Raw genomic sequence first — 17,137 nt, 5'->3', positions numbered from 1 at the left:
TGCGCCGCGGGCCCATCTGTAAGTGACAGCATATGCCGCCTTTTAACATTGCGTCATGCGACGCTTTGTTTCATCCGGTATTAGCCCCGGTTTCCCGGAGTTATCCCAGTCTTACAGGTAGGTTGCCCACGTGTTACTCACCCGTCCGCCGCTCGTTCCACAAACGTCACTCCCGAAGGAGATCTGTTTGCTTCCCGCGCTCGACTTGCATGTATTAGGCACGCCGCCAGCGTTCGTCCTGAGCCAAGATCAAACTCTCCATAAAAGTTTGTGATGATGAACACCGTTCTTCATCATTCTTAGCTGCTGAGATTTCTCTCAGTTTATTTCTCAAGAAAAAACAGGGTTTGTTTTTCCTTGACATACTGGTTGTTTTGTTCAGTTTTCAAAGAGCGATTTTTTATCTGTCGTTTTTTGCGACAAGATATAATTTATCATGTTTTCAAGTGATTGTCAACAGTTTTTTTGAAAATATTTTTCTCGTTTTTCTCTGTTGATTTGTCTTTTAATGACAACAGAATTTACTATAGCATATATATTTTAAAATAGCAATAGGAAAAACTATTTTTTTGTTTTAACATATACAAACTTCCCCTAATTCTTACACAGTGTACCCTTCTTATACCTCATACAGTGCCTCACTCGTCCATACATTTATAATATAGTGAGAATCTCTTCTCTTCATTTACTGCCGATTAGAGACCCTCTATTGATTTAGAAGTGCCTATTTAAATCATACATGCTCTAGCAGAAAAGGAAGCTACTCTATTTAGCGCTTATTAATTATTTAAAGTTTTTTTTGGCATGTATTTCAAACACTCTTTTTCATTAGCTACTCTGCGAAATAACTGAAACAACATTTGGTATCTTTCACGCATAGAATCTTTTACTATTTTATCTATTCGAGAATCCTCTAAATCCATTAATAGCTCTTCCAACTCTCGTCTGATTAAATATTCCAGTTCCCTTTGCTCTATGTTATTAATTAGTAATCCTAACATGTTTGCACCGCCTTCATCATTATTATAATTCTAGTTGTTTTCTGTTTTTCAGTCTTTCCTACTCCTTTAAAATCATACAAACAGGTATATAAAATTATTCGCAAACCATCTCGAATTATGTCGGTTTTTAATCTATATTTTACTAATTTATTTGAACAGAGAAGCTGATTTGAAAGATACATGCTGGATAATCCTGATGGCTAAAAGCTTTAAATGCCCTATTTCAAAAATAAATTATGCCTGAAATTAGTTAGCATATCTTACGAATCTTAAAATAAATCTCATTTAGTGGAGCTACTTCTACAAAAACGTATTGAGGTATTTTCTATTAAAAGACGTGGCTAATCGCCAGTCTTTATGAAACTTTCTCTCGTAATATTATAGGCTTTTCATTTCTATACTATTGCATAGTTGAAATAAATGAGTTCTTAAATCTCGTATGACTACATACCTTTTAGTAATGTTCTTTTATAACATATAACCTGCATCGTCCTTTTCATTTTACGTGGACAAGCCATCATACTTCTGCAAATGCTGAAACGCCATGACGCAGATTCATTCACCTGTTTACTTTCTTGTAATGCCAAATGGCTTATCGTCGATTTTCATCAGAGCCAAGCACGAATACAGACCACATGTATTGTGGAATTGGAACATTCCTTACTTGTGGCGGAGCAAAAGTGGAAATAAACCATAAATGGACTATGCGTGTTATTTCGCAATTCTGCAAAATAAAATGCTAAGAGGGAGGAAAGATTGTGGAACATTTTTATGTATGGCGTTTCAATAAGTGGAAGCGGTGGTTAACTGTAGCTGTTTTTGCTCTATTTACAGCAACATTTTTATGGTTAGAGTGGAACGGGGAATTTACGGTTTTCTCCAACAAGGAACCTTCAGCTATGTCAAAAGGAAACGCAAACGAAAATAATATTGCCCTAACCTTTAATATTAGCTGGGGAGAAGAACGCGTTCATGATATTCTAAAAGAACTAAAAGAAGAAGGTGTACAAGCAACTTTTTTTATAAGTGGAGAGTGGGCAGAAAGACATCCGTCTATTGTTGAAAAAATCACGGAAAACAAACATGAATTAGGAATGCTTGGTTATCGCTATAAAAGTTATTTGGATAGAGACTTGGACACGGTAAAAAAAGATTTGCAAAAAGCCCAAGAAGTTTTTGGTAAATTAGGGTATGAAGATGTACGTTTATTACGGCCCCCTAACGGTCATTTTAATAAAGAAATTATTGAAACAGCTGAGAATATGGGATATAACGTCATTCACTGGAACGTGAATCCAAACGATTGGAAAAACCCTGGCTCAGATACAATTGTAGATGATGTCATGAAACAAGCCACTAATGGAGATATTGTTTTGCTACATGCTTCTGATTCTGTCAAACATACAGCGAAAGCGCTAGAAACTATTCTACCTGGCTTGAAAAACAAAGGGTTTTCGTTTGTTTCTATGACTGAACTAATAAATCAAGCACACGCTAGCACTGAATTCGTTGACTAATTACCAATTCAAGAATTTGGGCTAGCATTCTGGCTATTTTTATTAGAAATAAGTTTTGCTTATACTTATGAAACCTTAAAAATGTAATATCTTCCTAAAGTGTAAAAAATTAAAAATGCGTCGACAAAATGATCGGCGCATTTTTATTTTGTTTCACTGTTTTTTGCACAAGTAGCCACCTACAACACGGATATTACGAAATTGCATCCTAGCTTGTATCTCGCCCAAAGCGAGTTATGCCTTCTTTTTTTTCGTAGTTGTTTTAGATACATCCTGCTTTTGAGGCTTACTCGGATTAATGCGATGAAGTACCAGCAATTGATATGTGTTACAAGCTAACAACGGAATGATCATTAACCAAGCATAATCCGTACCTTCCGTCCGCAATCCTGGCACCCATTCGACCGTTGTTATCACTACCATTAGAAATAAAGCAGGAATAAATGCTTGCTTATTCGTTTCCTTTGCTTTAATCGTCGCAACAATCCAGCCATAGACTAATATAGCTAAAGCCATAAGCATATACCAATAGATAGCCACCTCCCCTTTTGTAGCTTGATATGGAAAATAAATCAAATCAAACAATACAAATGCAATGAGAAGTACTTGTACGGTTGGCCAAAAAGAACGAAATAGTCCTAGCCCAAAGCGATTAATAAACAAGTATGCAAAAAAACCAGTCTGACTAACTACACTAAATACAAGGCCTAACCCTATAAAAAAGATAAGTAGCCCTAATAACTCCATCCAATTCATTGGATTAAGAATAGCTGCGTAGTCTTCTGCTTTTACAAAAAAGCTTGTAATAAGCCCTGCTAAACCACCTATTAGCAATGTTTTAAAAAAGAAATTGACTAATTTTCTCGTGTTCAACGTCCCATCCCCCTATATATGTAACGTTTCTGTCTATATTTTTCACCGTCACGCAAAGTTTTTATAGATATACATCCTCTCCCCTTATGGAGAACGAAGCACTTTATCTACAACAAAACCCTCCTCCCGTATTCTACCATGAAGTAACCAGTTTTTCCTTACGAAACGAATATTTTTCATGGTATTCACACACATTAAAACAGAGAAGAAAGGAGGATTTCCAATTGAAGACGAATCGATTCAAAATCATTGGCATCGTTGCCATTGTTTCTTTCATAGTTATTAGTGGCTGTACCGATGGAAATACCTCGGACAAAGAAGGAGATTATGATACAACAAAGAAAATGGTTGTTGATATATTACAAACGGAAGAGGGTAAAAAGGCAATTCGTGAATTAATGACCGATGAAAAGTTGAAACAGGAGCTAGTTCTGGACTCTGACGTTGTTAAAAAATCAATTAATGAGGCACTCGTATCAGAAAAAGGAAAACAGATGTGGACGATCTTATTTCAAGATACCGACTTTGTAAAAGAATATACAAAATCAATGCAAGAAGAACATATGAAGCTTATGAAGCGGCTAATGAATGATGCAGATTACCAAAAACAGATGCTTGAATTATTACAAAACCCAGAAATGACAGACCAAATGCTTCAAGTAGTAAAAAGCCAACAATTTCGAGAGCATCTTGGAGAAACGATTCAACAAACGCTAGAAACACCACTTTTCCAAGAAAAAATGCAAGAGACATTATTAAAAGCAGCTGAGAAGCAAGGAAAGCAATTAAAGGAAGAGAGTAAAGACGAAGAAGGTGAAGGCGGTAGCGATGGAGGTACAGCTGAATCAGATGGTGGTGGCTGACACGGCTAACACTATCCTGCTTCTACCACGAACTTTGACACACGGTCATAACAGGTATAAGCGTAAACTTTAAAGCCAAGTTTTGATGTCTGCGACTTTTCTATTACGTATCCCCTTTTATGGCCCAATACAACTCGAATAGCAAACCGTATTAGAAAAACTTGACTTCTTGTGAGATTTTTCTAGCTGAAAGACGCTGTCGTTTTTCTTATACTATCAGCCTTTAAAGCTTTATTAGTGCAAAAAGACGTCTCAGGGGCACTCACGCTATTCCCGAGACGTCATGTAATTGTCACGCTTCTAATTGTGCCACTATTTTGGCAGCGATCTTATGATAAGCTTGTCCAATTGGATGATCTTGCTGATAAATAGATGGAGCAAATACGTCCTCTTCTTCATAAGGCTGCTGCAACGGCAACTGGCCAAGTACTTTTGTTTTTAACACTTCTGCCAACTTCTTGCCACCACCTTGTCCAAACACGTACTCTTTCTCGCCTGTAAGTTGACTTTCAAAATAAGCCATATTCTCAATGACACCTAGAATTTCATGCTCCGTTTTTAACGCCATCTGGCCAGCACGAGCGGCTACAAATGCTGCTGTAGGGTGAGGTGTAGTCACGACGACTTCCTTACAAGATGGGAGTAATTCATGGACGTCCATTGCGATATCGCCCGTTCCAGGTGGTAAATCAAGCAATAAATAATCGAGATCTCCCCACTCCACTTCCTTAAAGAAGCTATTTAACATTTTTCCAAGCATCGGCCCACGCCAAATAATTGGTGAATTATCTTCTACAAAAAATCCCATAGAAATAACTTTTACACCAAAACGTTCCACTGGAATAATTTTTTCAGCACGAACCTTTGGACGTTCCTCCACGCCCATCATATCAGGAACACTAAATCCATAAATATCGGCATCAATAATGCCTACTTTTTTCCCTAAACGCATGAGCGACATCGCTAAATTAACCGTTACCGTCGATTTACCAACACCGCCTTTTCCACTGGAAACAGCGATAAATTTCGTGCCGCTGTTACCACCCATTAATGCAGCTTCTTGCTCCTTTTCAACGGCAGGTTGGTATTTCTTAATCACATCATCTGGTAATTGTTCAAATCGTAAACCAACCGTTGTCGCTCCGTTTTTCTTCAAAATCCCAACAATTTCTTGTTGCAGTTGCATCTGTTCAGCAGTGTTTGTTTTTGCGATAGCGACTTTTACACTTACATGTTTCTTTTCTTCTTTAATATTTACTTCCTTTACGCCTTCCGTTTCTTCTAGCGATATATGTAAAAAAGGATCTTTTACAGAGTTAAGCAGTTGAATTACTTCTTCCTTTGTTAACATTGAATCACCATCCCTTTGTAAATGCATACATCGACAGTATAACATAAAACAGACGATCCTTCAGTTCATGGGCTTGTTGAATTAAAACAAGCCCGTATGTACGAAAAAGTGGTGACTCTTATTTGTAATTAAAGTTCATCCTCCCCTTCCTCTGCCTTTATTTCCTCCGTAGCATACCGCAAAATTCCTTTATAAATGCTCGCAGCTACTTTCTGTTGGTAATCCGTATCTTTTAATAATTCTCGCTCTTCAACGTTAGATAAAAAGCCTATTTCTACAAGTGCACCAGGCGTCTCTGCGTACTTTAGTAAATAGACATTGTTAATGGCTAGAGCTGCACGATTGGTATTTTCTAAATTACGAATAAACTCTGCCTGAATCATTTCTGCCAAATGCTTATTTTCATCCTTTTGGGGGTTATAAAATGTTTGTGCCCCTCTCCATTTGGTTGAAGGTAGTGCATTTAAGTGCAAAGAAATAAATAAATCTGCTTCTTGTTCATTGATGAACGACAATCGATTTCGAATATCCTCTGATTTTCGTTTCGATAACCCTTTTACATTCTCAGAAGCAAGATCCCTATCTGTTTCTCGCGTTAAATACACGATTGCTCCCACTTGCTGTAAATACTTTTGCAACTTCTTAGAGACTTCTAGCGAAATATCCTTTTCCTGTGTATCATCCTTACCAACAGCTCCGCCATCAGGCCCTCCATGTCCCGGATCAATTACAATCGTCTTTCCAGATAAGGGTAAGGAAAAAGAAGATCCTACATTAAGTGATAGCTGATTTTTAATTGGTAGCTGAATAAGGTAACCTAATATAAAAACACCCGCCAGCCATAATACGATTTTATACCTCCGCTTCAAATACTTCCCCCCTTTTTTTATTCCATTATGCAGCTCATTCAACTCCCATCCAAAAAGAAGAACAGACTCTACTAAGTCTCCCTATAGTTCTAAAACAGAGCACAAAGGAAAAGATACTTTGTCCATGCTTTTCAATCTTTATTAGTAAATAATTTATGTTATTCTAATCTATGAGACATGCCTTGCATTTATGTCTATGACTAGAAATATTATCTAGGGCTCGTTTACAATTCGATCTTTCGTGGTATATTAAAGAAATACATAAAGCGAAATATCAATGAGTGGCGATTTGCTTTCTACTGACTGTTAAGGGAAAGAAATACCGATTGACATGCTGTGATCTCCCACTTACTTAACTTGTCCAGCTCGGGATTCCAATTTTCGGCAAGAGCCCACAACAGCTTTTATCTGAGAGAAATAGAAGAAAGGAGAAAGTCATATGGATTGGTTAGGACTTGGAGTTACTATCTTAGGGATTGCTTTCTTAATCCTCGCAATTCTATTAATGAAACCTTTATTCCACTTAGCAGGTGTGCTTCGTAGTCTACAGACAACAACAGATAAATTACCAGAACAAGTAGAAGAAATTACAAACCAAGCTACCGACACGATAAGCACTGGGCATGAGACACTTCATGAACTGAATCAACAAGCGAAGGAGCTAACACCTATTTTCCATCTAGTTGGAGATGCTTCAAGAGCTGCTAAGGCTGCTTCATCAACAGTAGTCGATGCTATCATGAAAGTACAAGGTTCATCAACAGAAGGAAACGACTTTACAAAGAAGCATCATTTAGAAGGTATTTACGGCCTTGCTACGTTAACTTATTATGCGATAAAGCAAAGTAAACCACAGCAAGCTAGCAACAATTCGAAATAGCATTACCCTTTCTTAGAGAAACTTGGCTATACCGCCAAATCTTTATAGACAATCATTTACTTAGAACAAAATGATTGTCTTTTCTTGACTTATTGACAAATTTTTTTTGGCGAAAAACACCGTCGTTTTGCGTATACTATAAACCAAAAAAATCTCAAGCTTTCCTATAGCACAAAAAAGACAACTGCCATGAGGTTTTATTGTACACTCATTCGTTGCCTTTCTTCTCTGTTTATTTGCTTATATATTTCCATATCGCATCAACTGCTGTTCTTGGGTTTTATTATTGTTTTTGTTGCTTACGATTTTTTATCCAAGAATACACCTTCCCAAACGAATTGGATAACCTTTTAGATTGCATTTCATCTGCGGTATTCTCAGATTTTTCATTGACAGATTCTGTAACTTTGACAAGAGAAGCGGAAAATTTGCGCGTCACGTTCCCCACATCTCCCACTACATAAAATAAAGGACTAAGCTGCTTCATTTTATCATTAATATCCTCTAAGGTATAATTGCTTTCTTTAATCAATCCGGTTGTTTCTGTTACCATGGCATTCATCTGCTCAGGTACTTGTTCAACTGTTTTTTCCACGCCACGAAGAACGCCTGCTAAATTATTTAATGCATAAGATACAAATATAGCTACGATAAAAAACGCAATACCGATTAATAAGACACCTATCTCTAATAACATCATTATCCCTCTTTTCTAGTTTGATCGTCAGACCCTCTCGACGTATATTCTTCTTTCCATTGCTTATATAAATAAGAAGCTACAGCTGTCCAACGTATTCCTTCCACATAAGGTTCAATATCTTCTTCTAACCGATCTTTTTTCCATATTGGTTTTGTTTTTTGCACGGTTTGATTCATATTTTGGACGGAGCGCCCAACATTATCAGCCGTCGTAAATAATGAATCTGTCGCTTGCAATTTTTCCCCTATGTCATCCACTGTTACATGTGTTTGCTTTAATGTATGATGTAGTTCTGGAATAGTTTGTTGCATATCTATTTCAACTTGTCCCAATGCACTCCCGGTCGTCTTTAATAACTTCGTAAAACGATGTAACACAATAACAATAAAAACGACTGTCAATGCAAATGCCACAGCTATCATTAATAATGTCAAATATAACACGTCTAACACGCAAAAATCCCCCTTTCTTATAATGGATTATACCACTAGCAATATAGATTGAAACACAATATGTTTTTATGCTGTCAACAATCAAAGAATCGGACTAGTCCCTATTTCTTCATGCCGTAGTTTTCCTTCATTAATGGATTACTTTCTTATTTTGTTAATAAACTAAATTAGTTAACGTTGATAGAGGGTACTTAAAAATAAAGGAGAAATTATACCGTTTTGCTCCGAATAAGCGCCTCCCTTTGAAACATATTCTACCTGGAGCAATAACAGCTAGTGTTCTTTGGCAACTGATATCATTCGGATTCTCTTTCTATATTAGCAATTTTAGTAACTACTCTGCAACTTATGGTAGTCTTGGTGGTATTATTATTTTACTCATCTGGTTTTACTTAACAGGCATGATCTTTTTGAGTGGTGCCATTATTAACGTTCTATATAACGACAAACGATCTAAAGGGGTGGAAAACGAACAGCAAGTATCCTAAGACAAGACTTTCCATAACCATATGAAAACTTTAAATAGCAAGAGCTAGTCTTTTGTTCATGCTAACTAGCTCTATCTATTTATAATCCCCGATATGAAAAATTCCAACCAATTCGTACCTTTGGGCGAAACGGTAGGCTTAAGACCAGCCTCCCATTTTAAAGGCGTTATAAACGATGCATTTGAACGAAATGGTTTTCCTGGTTGCAGAGCGACTTTATCTCCTACCTGTAAATCAGAGGTTATTTCCACGCGGGAGTCTTCTTTTAATCCAATACTTATTTTTTGACGTAATAGAGTACCCAGTTCTGTCATTTTCCACACGTGTTGTTGAATAATGGCATCTTCTTTCAATACAGTAGCTCCTTCTGAAGTCTCCGTTATAATATCTATATCCACATGGTACCCTGCTAACAGATTTTGTTCTATATGACGGTGAAGGGATGGATTGCCTTCTGATTGCCCACCTTCCCGCTCGTCATCATTTTCTACCGCCTCCCCTTGTTCCTCATTGAACTCGTTTAATTTAATGATAATCGGATAGAGGCTGGATGTTGTTGCAGTAGCTTTTTCCTTTGGCATCTCTCCCACCTTGGCGACGGTTCCTGTTAGAGATTCTTTTAACTCTGTTACCTCTAGGTTTGCAGAAAGATCTTTTTTCACATCTACTCTTTCTGATTCTGTCAATTCGCCTTCTACATGAAGCTGTGTACTAGAAATTGTAATAATGGGATCTGTTAGTTGTTTTGAAAGTTGCGTTATGATCCCTTCATACGGGCTATCGACGGTAATAGTGTCCCCAGTTTCTTGCAGTTCTGTTATTTGACTATCCAAACTTTTTAAAGTGATTTGCTTCTCGGCTACTTCTGTTTCTTTTTCCAATAAAAATTGTTGCTTCATTAATTTAGCTTGAACAGGGTCTTGCGGAATTGTAATTGTCAACTCTTCTTCCGTCCATTCTAATCCCGCACTCTCCGTATCCATATCCGGTATTTGCAACGAGGACATTTGCGAGATGGCTTTTTCAATAGCAGCTACTTCTTCCTCCAATTGCACTTTTTCCTCAAGCAACTTTGCCAGAGCTGTTTGATAGTGGTCAACTTTATAGGTGAATAGCGCATCGCCAGCCTTCACCACATCTCCTTCATTTACTTTAAAAGCCTCAAAACTGCCTGTCGACGAGTCAAAATACACGGGCTTTTCCTCCGCAGAAGTTAATACTCCTGTAGTATGTAGCTTTTTTTCCAGATTAGCTTGAGAAGCATCTGTCCACTCTGAAACATACGCTATACGATCTACCTTCTCCTCATCATCTGTATAAACTAATAAAACATTCACACCGATGAACAAAGTTGCACCAATTAATTGTAATCGCCTTCTTAACGTTGACATTAATGAAACCACCCATTTAGTAAGTATTGGTCAGCAAATACGAGCACGGAAGCCATTGACCAGAAAAAAACATGCAAGCCAATCACCATAAACCATAACCAAAGCTTTCTCATGTCAGTGAAATACCGCAAATATTTTACTTGAAAGCCGATTATCCAAACTTGGAATAACGAAACCATGCCAAAAAAATAAATCAAATACTCCTGTTCGGTAATATAAGAAGCAATAATACCTAACGACAATGGGGAAAGATACCAATCTAATCCGTTCCAAACAGCAAGTGGAATCCATGTTAATCGTTCTATTAGCATGGCAACTAAAACGACTTGTTGCATAACCACTATTTTACGATAAGGTATTCCTGTAACTGCATAATAAAGTAAGGATGGTACAAATAAAATAAATCCAGCAAGTAAAGCAGCATATCCCATTCTTCCCACCATAAACCAAAACTTCTGTTGCTCATATTCCAACGGCGTTACTTTTATCATATTTGATGAAAGGATATCCGTTCCCAAGCCTAAATATGCCATGAATCCATATATAAGAATGCTACAAAAAAATAACAGGGAAAGACCACGCCAAAAGTTCCGAATTCTTTCCGCATGTTTGATATGCTCGAAGTGATTTTCCATCGAAAAGAAAAATTTAAACACATTGTTCTGGTACGACATCTTCCACAACCCTTCTTTAAAAAAACGTAGCTTTTCTCCAATTTATTTAGTGGAGTTTTCTTATTTTATAAACCAAAATTGTTATACTTTCTTTCCTATAGTGTTAAAAAAATTAGCTTATCCTTCGTCGAAGAGCTTCTTTTTATGCTATTAAACTGCATATTATGCTTATTTTTTAACAACTATCATGCATTAAATGTAGAAATATTGCTTCAATTTTAACGCACAATGAGATAAAAATCTATTACTTTTGTTAATTTTTGGCTATGTGCCTATAGAAAATTAGTTTTCTTTTTTAAATTACTTGATGTATTGACTATCCTTCTGTCAATAAACTGGCTTAAAAAAGAGTTGCCTCAAAACTTACTTGAGAACAACTCTCATTTTAACGACGTCTCTATAGTGAGGCTTGGTGAAACGACCTAGTACAAATTTTGACAATACAGCACATTTCATTCCAATACCTTAAAGTGCTTTTAACAACAGCTTCTTCATAAGTGGTGCAAAATGTTCTGGCAGCTCAGCTACATTGGGAACAAGAATCCTTTCTCTTCCATAAATATTTTGCATAAAATGATCCTCTAGTTCACCTATTTCTCCATCAGCAAGAAACGTTCCAATTACTTCAATTCCTTGCTTCCTAGCCTCCATGACCGCTAAATTTGTATCAACAATACCATTTTGATTATAATTCGCAGCAGCTGGCTCCCCATCTGAAAAGACAAGTAAAAACTTATTCTTTTCCCGTCTTACTGCGAGCTCCTCTGTCGCCACACGAATGCTAAAGCCATCTCGATTATCCTCTTGCGGTTCAAGCTGCATAATTTTAGGACCATTACGTTCATAAAACGAATCAGTAAAAGCATGAATAACATGGAAATAGTTTGGCTGATAATGCTCTTTAACTTCCATTGCATCTTCCCAGAAGCCAATAATAGAATGAGGAATTTGAAAAGCTTTTAATACCTCATGAAACAGTGTAACGCCTCGCTTCGTTTCCTCCATTTTCCCTTGCATCGATGCTGAACAATCAATGAGCAGCGTAAAAACGGCATCAAATTCCTTCGATTTCTCATTCTTTTTGTAGAAAATGCGTGGCTTTTCATCAAGCACAATTGGTAACAGCTTTCTCGATAAGCGGCCAGCCATTATATTCGTCCTCGGTGCATTTTGTTTATGTTCAATGGTCTTTTTTAATATATTCTCTAATTTTCGCTTATACGGCTCCACATCTTTTACATACGCTTCATAAAGCGCCACTTCCGATTTAGTTGGCGCATCCGCTTGTTTTAGAAGCTTAACCGCATCCTTATTCTCTTCCCCATAGACATTTTCTGCACGTTGGCCTTGTTTATTTTCTTGTTTATCTAGTGATTCTAGGTCAGAATAATCCTTATTTTTTGTTTGCCCAGCAGCACCTTGTATTGTCCCCATTGCTTGATCGCCATCTTCGGTCTCACGCGCACCATTCCCTTTCATATTCGTTTTTGTCCCCACTTCTAACTCAAACTGCAGAAAGGTTTGTTTACGATCACTGTTTTCATTTTCCCTATGCCATGTCGAAAAAGTTTCGTCAATATATTCATTTTTGTCTTCGTCCAATTCTTCCTTATCGTCATTTTCCAGTGGGTCCGTTCGCGTTAATTCATCAAATAACGTATTTTTTGCAGACGTATGGACGTGGCGGATGGGGAGGACAAAATAATCATGAATCATGTCGTAATGACTGGTTTCTGATAATACATGTAGCATTTGCTCACATATGCGAGCAATATCAGACGTGCTTTTTGCTTCAAACACTTCGTATAAATTGGCAGCTAACCTTTTAAGTTGAACCAGTTGCTCTTCGCTTGCCCTCGGGAAACCCGGCTCGGCAACGTCTGATTGCAGGCGTAAGTAGATTAGACAAAATAATTCATCAAGCGCAAGCCCTCTCGTTACATGAGCTGCTCGATCTTTGTCGAATTGATGTTTTAAATACGCTTTTCTTTGTAAAAAGACATTTTTCGTACCCGGGCGCTCCTGTTTAATCTGTTCCTCCAGCCGAATATCTTCTAATAAAGCAAATAAATTTCTGCCGAATTTAGGTAACGAAAAGCGATGTAAAGCTTGCACATATTGTTGCACAGCACGTACATCCGTGTAGGATAGCGTTCCAATTGTTCGTAAATATACGTCTGTTTTCAAACCAGCTACTCGGTATTCAAATTTTGCTTTATCCCACATTCTGCTTGCTGTTACTTCCCGATCAACGATATCAATATAAGAACCAAAACGATACGTGAATGTAAGGTCAGAAACTCCAGATAGAACCGTAGACAAATCTTGTAACTGTCGGAATAATTGCGTGTCTACGATGTTATGATGAAATCGATACATCCTTCATACTCCTAACTAAATAATGTTTCGGCGAGGCTCATAATAAATTCTCGTTCGCGATCTTCCTCTAATTTATCAGCAATTGCTCGTTGAATTGCACGTTTAGCAGGTATATGCTTACTTAAATCACATGCATCTAATAAAGCACGAATAGAAGCTGCATCCTCACCAATTTTACCTTGAGCTACTGCTTCAATCAGATCGCTCGATAATTTAACAAATAAATCCACCAGCTTTTCATCTTCCAACTTGGTATTTTGGACGATTAACTGTTTTAATTGCTCACCTTGAATGTAAGGAATTTCAATCACGATAAATCTATTTTTTAGCGCCTCGTTTAAAGGCACCGTTCCTACATAGCCTTCATTTATTGCAGCAATGACATTAAACCCTTTACTCGCGGTTACAATTTCATTTGTAAAAGGGTTTGTAATCGAACGTCGATAATCTAATACGCCATTTATAATAGGGAGTGTCTCTGGCTTGGCCATATTAATTTCATCTATATATAAAAAGGTTCCGTGCTCCATCGCATTTATCACAGGACCTGAGATAAATTCAATCACTTGCTTTTCATCCTCATAGGTGAGTGTTTTAAACCCTAGTAAGCTCTCAGCGTCTATATCCACAGAAGAGTTAATGCTAAACATCGGCTGCTGAAATAAATAAGATAGCGTTTCGGCAAATTTTGTTTTCCCAGCACCAGTAGGACCTTTTAATAAAATATTTTTCCCTAGTAACAGTGCTGTAACGGCATCAATAATAATCTCCTTATTAGGAGCCATATAGCCACCTTCACGAATTAATTCTGTATAAGCAGTTGTATTTCTTTGGAACTTTTGCAATTGCTCTTTTATATTTGCTGGTAATTCCTCTTTCATTTGCATAACGTATACATACCCCTTTCAAAATCATTGTACCCTGTTTGAACCTTTGACAAAAGTTAGTTGTTTCACATAGCCTGTATCAACCCTACTGCTTAGTATTAAAAAGAGAATATACACTCGGTGCTTTTCACGTGAAACATTTAACTTACTCAACGAAAGACGTTTGGAAGATACTTTTCTCCATTCAAGCGCACAACTTCAAGGCGAATTCACCGTCAATGACATAGATAACACATAGTATGTCAATGAAAAAAACTCCTAGCAATGCACATCTTTGGCTTAGCAGAATAGGATAAAGTATAACCATCACACCTAAAAGCTTTCGTATAAAGTAAATCTTCAAACAGTGGGAGGCTTTCTTTTATCTCACACTGATTGTTTGGTACCACAAGTGTATGCCTAAAACCTCTGCACAAATCATTTAAGTACTATTATCTCCCACACGTAGACTTGTTCGGATCACATCATTCAATTCTTAAATTTGGAGGCTTACAGCAAATTACATCCGAGATAAAAGTTGGCTTGCCACAAGTTTTTATGCGAAAGCTACCACTTTTCTATAAAACCGAAAATTTTATACTTTCTTATCTTTTAAAATAGAGCAAAGCACAATCAAAATGATTGTGCTCCTCACCCTTCATTATTCTTGTTCTGCGACTTTCACCAATTGCTTGCCAATGTTCTCACCTGTAAACAAACCGATGAAAGCATCAGGGATCGACTCGAATCCTTCGCGAATTGTCTCCTCGTATTTTAATTCTCCACTCGCTATCGCTTTGCCTAATTCCTCATACGCTTCCTTAAAATGTTCTGTATAGTCACCGACTAAAAAGCCTTGCATTTTTGCCCTAGCTTTGATTAAATACGTCTGCACCCGTACACCAATGTCTCGTTCGCCCTCTTTCAAGTTATACGACGAAATAGCGCCACAAACAGGTATACGAGCAAATGCATTCAGTAACGGCCATACCGCATCGCCTATTTCTCCACCTACATTTTCAAAATACACATCGATACCATTTGGACAAGCTTGCTTCAATTGTTTATGGACATCGCCATGCTTGTATTGGATCGCGTGGTCATACCCCAACGTTTCCGTAACGTACGCTGCTTTTTCCTCAGAACCAACAATTCCTATTACACGTGCACCAGCCCTTTTAGCAAGTTGACCTGCTATTTGTCCAACAGCTCCTGCCGCTCCAGAAATAACTACCGTTTCTCCTTGTTTTGGTTCACCAATATGCATCATCCCGAAATACGCCGTCAGTCCCGGCATTCCTAAAGGGCCAAGAGCAACACTAGGACGTAAACCAAATGTATTTACCTTACGTACTTGATCCGCATTCACTATATGATATTCTTGAAAGTCTAGCATTCCTGTAACAATATCTCCTTGCTGGAATTGATTACTTTCTGAAGTAATCACTTGCCCGACAACTCCACCATTAAGAGGCTCGCCAATTTGAAATGGGGAGATATAGGATGGACCATCTGCCATTCTGCCACGCATATACGGATCAACAGAAATATAAAGCGTTTTTAATAGTAATTGATCTTGCTTTGGACTCCCCACCTTCACTTCCTTGATAGCAAACGTGCTTGCATTTGGTAGCCCATTAGGTCGTTCATTAAAAATAAGTTGTTGTTGTTTCATTATTCTCCTCCTCAAAATAAAAGATTTATAGTAAACTCTTTTCATATCTAAGCAATAAAGATAATGGTATTAACTTAAAATCACCCTGTTAAAACAATACCCATTTTGATCTATGCTAACACGACGATTTCATTTCTACTACTAATATGAATGGATATTCATCATACTATCTAATTTTGAGTTTCATATAATAACACAAACAACTCTGATTGAAAACGATAGTTCATTATCGCATTTGAAACCGCGCGTTTGGACACCTCTCTCAATGCATAGATAAACGCTTTTTGGTCTCTTGGTGGTACTAGCGAAAAATTGCTTATACATTTAAAAACAATTGGTATATTAAAAGCTGTATCTATGTACAAAATAAAGCGTGCAAAAAGTAAAGAAATATCGATAAAAGGGAAATAAAAGGGAATGTTTGAAGAAAAGGTGATTTCCTCCAAACATTCCCTTCATTGTTTTTTACTATAAGTAGCTTAATCTTGGCCGTATGTTCTTAATTGTCCATACGTACCAAATTTATCAACAACTTCAGCTAGCTGTTCATCATTTAACAGAACTGGTTCCCCAATACTCCGCGCCCGATAATACAGTTTCGCAATAAACTCGATGTCCTTCGCAACGGAAAAAGACGCTGGTAAATCTTCGCCAACTGCAATCACACCATGGTTACCAAGCAAGAGTCCTTTATCATTGCCAATCGTTTGAAAAACTTCCTCCGCTAGCTCATACGTACCGAACGTTTTATATTCACAACAGCGAACTTTATTGCCAACTGAACCAATAATATAATGGAGAGGCAAGATTTCTTCGTGCAAGCATGCAAAAACAGTTGCATATTCCGAATGTGTGTGCACAACAGAATTCACATGTTCTGTACGTTGGTAAAAAATGCGGTGCATATCATACTCACTTGAAGGCTTACGATCTCCCTCCAATACATCTCCATCAAGATTCAATAGTACAATATCTTCTTCCTTTATATCTGGGTAAGGAATGCCACTTGGTGAAATAAGCATCACTTGATCTTCTCTTATATAGATACTTATATTACCGCCAGTACCTGTCGTTAAATTCTCTTCTAATAAATTCTTCCCATAATCTACAATCTGTTTCCGTTCTTCAGCATATTTCATGTCTATTATCCTCACTCTT

General features: G+C 37.4%; 15 protein-coding genes, 1 rRNA gene and 1 pseudogene. 4 read left to right on the top strand and 13 right to left on the bottom strand.

Annotation, left to right across the window (positions count from 1 at the left end):
* A 16S ribosomal RNA gene (locus BUB45_RS16165) occupies positions 1-265 on the bottom strand; the annotation flags it as partial.
* Between the two features lie 514 nt (positions 266-779).
* Positions 780-1,001, bottom strand: coding sequence for a hypothetical protein (locus BUB45_RS16160; protein ID WP_073012091.1), 222 nt, complete (start codon positions 999-1,001; stop codon positions 780-782).
* A gap of 758 nt (positions 1,002-1,759) precedes the next feature.
* Between BUB45_RS16160 and pdaB the strand changes: the two genes are divergently transcribed.
* Positions 1,760-2,518 carry a polysaccharide deacetylase family sporulation protein PdaB gene (pdaB, locus tag BUB45_RS16150; protein ID WP_073012085.1) on the top strand — a complete coding sequence of 253 codons (759 nt, stop codon included), beginning with the start codon at positions 1,760-1,762 and terminating at the stop codon, positions 2,516-2,518.
* Positions 2,519-2,752: 234 nt separating this feature from the next.
* Here pdaB and BUB45_RS16145 read toward each other — a convergent pair whose 3' ends face one another.
* A complete protein-coding gene (locus tag BUB45_RS16145) occupies positions 2,753-3,391 on the bottom strand; it encodes a KinB-signaling pathway activation protein (RefSeq protein ID WP_073012082.1) in 639 nt (212 codons plus the stop codon).
* Between the two features lie 224 nt (positions 3,392-3,615).
* Between BUB45_RS16145 and gerD the strand changes: the two genes are divergently transcribed.
* Complete coding sequence (gerD, locus tag BUB45_RS16140) at positions 3,616-4,254, top strand: spore germination lipoprotein GerD (RefSeq protein ID WP_073012079.1); 639 nt, start codon at positions 3,616-3,618, stop codon at positions 4,252-4,254.
* A 292-nt stretch (positions 4,255-4,546) separates the two neighbouring features.
* On the opposite strand, the gene BUB45_RS16135 is transcribed toward gerD, so the two are convergent.
* Positions 4,547-5,605 (bottom strand): Mrp/NBP35 family ATP-binding protein, encoded by a 1,059-nt coding sequence (locus BUB45_RS16135; RefSeq protein ID WP_073012076.1) that lies wholly within the window; start codon positions 5,603-5,605, stop codon positions 4,547-4,549.
* A 128-nt stretch (positions 5,606-5,733) separates the two neighbouring features.
* Entirely contained in the window at positions 5,734-6,474 is a 741-nt protein-coding gene (gene cwlD / locus BUB45_RS16130; protein WP_073012072.1) for an N-acetylmuramoyl-L-alanine amidase CwlD, read from the bottom strand.
* 439 nt (positions 6,475-6,913) lie between these two features.
* Here cwlD and BUB45_RS16125 point away from each other — a divergent pair, with 439 nt between their 5' ends.
* Positions 6,914-7,354 carry a DUF948 domain-containing protein gene (locus BUB45_RS16125; RefSeq protein ID WP_073012069.1) on the top strand — a complete coding sequence of 147 codons (441 nt, stop codon included), beginning with the start codon at positions 6,914-6,916 and terminating at the stop codon, positions 7,352-7,354.
* A gap of 283 nt (positions 7,355-7,637) precedes the next feature.
* Here the strand turns inward: BUB45_RS16125 and BUB45_RS16120 are convergent, their stop codons facing one another.
* On the bottom strand, positions 7,638-8,051 hold the full coding sequence (locus BUB45_RS16120; protein ID WP_244527752.1) for a DUF948 domain-containing protein: 414 nt from the start codon (positions 8,049-8,051) through the stop codon (positions 7,638-7,640).
* 2 nt (positions 8,052-8,053) lie between these two features.
* Positions 8,054-8,506, bottom strand: coding sequence for a DUF948 domain-containing protein (locus tag BUB45_RS16115; RefSeq protein ID WP_073012064.1), 453 nt, complete (start codon positions 8,504-8,506; stop codon positions 8,054-8,056).
* Positions 8,507-8,715: 209 nt separating this feature from the next.
* On the opposite strand from BUB45_RS16115, the pseudogene BUB45_RS16110 reads away from it, so the two are divergent.
* Positions 8,716-8,994: pseudogene (locus BUB45_RS16110) on the top strand (YihY/virulence factor BrkB family protein); the annotation flags it as partial.
* Between the two features lie 71 nt (positions 8,995-9,065).
* On the opposite strand, the gene BUB45_RS16105 reads toward BUB45_RS16110, so the two are convergent.
* From BUB45_RS16105 to BUB45_RS16075, 6 genes are all read right to left on the bottom strand, one after another.
* The gene (locus BUB45_RS16105) at positions 9,066-10,385 is read right to left on the bottom strand and encodes an efflux RND transporter periplasmic adaptor subunit (RefSeq protein ID WP_073012061.1); all 1,320 of its coding nucleotides are present in this window, start codon (positions 10,383-10,385) and stop codon (positions 9,066-9,068) included.
* Entirely contained in the window at positions 10,385-10,876 is a 492-nt protein-coding gene (locus tag BUB45_RS16100; protein WP_244527751.1) for a hypothetical protein, read from the bottom strand. The genes BUB45_RS16105 and BUB45_RS16100 overlap by 1 nt, the downstream gene beginning before the upstream one ends.
* A 648-nt stretch (positions 10,877-11,524) precedes the next feature.
* Complete coding sequence (locus tag BUB45_RS16095) at positions 11,525-13,438, bottom strand: vWA domain-containing protein (protein WP_073012056.1); 1,914 nt, start codon at positions 13,436-13,438, stop codon at positions 11,525-11,527.
* 11 nt (positions 13,439-13,449) lie between these two features.
* Complete coding sequence (locus tag BUB45_RS16090) at positions 13,450-14,325, bottom strand: AAA family ATPase (RefSeq protein WP_073012053.1); 876 nt, start codon at positions 14,323-14,325, stop codon at positions 13,450-13,452.
* Between the two features lie 640 nt (positions 14,326-14,965).
* A complete protein-coding gene (locus tag BUB45_RS16085; protein WP_073012051.1) occupies positions 14,966-15,979 on the bottom strand; it encodes an NADP-dependent oxidoreductase in 1,014 nt (337 codons plus the stop codon).
* A gap of 479 nt (positions 15,980-16,458) precedes the next feature.
* Positions 16,459-17,118: an L-fuculose-phosphate aldolase gene (locus tag BUB45_RS16075; RefSeq protein WP_073012046.1), complete on the bottom strand. Its 660-nt coding sequence runs from the start codon at positions 17,116-17,118 to the stop codon at positions 16,459-16,461.
* Between the last annotated feature and the right edge of the window lie 19 nt (positions 17,119-17,137).

This window comes from Virgibacillus chiguensis (genome assembly GCF_900129865.1).
Classification (GTDB): domain Bacteria; phylum Bacillota; class Bacilli; order Bacillales; family Amphibacillaceae; genus Virgibacillus; species Virgibacillus chiguensis.
Note: the sequence above shows the minus strand (reverse complement) of the source record. Positions and strands in the feature narration are given on the sequence as shown.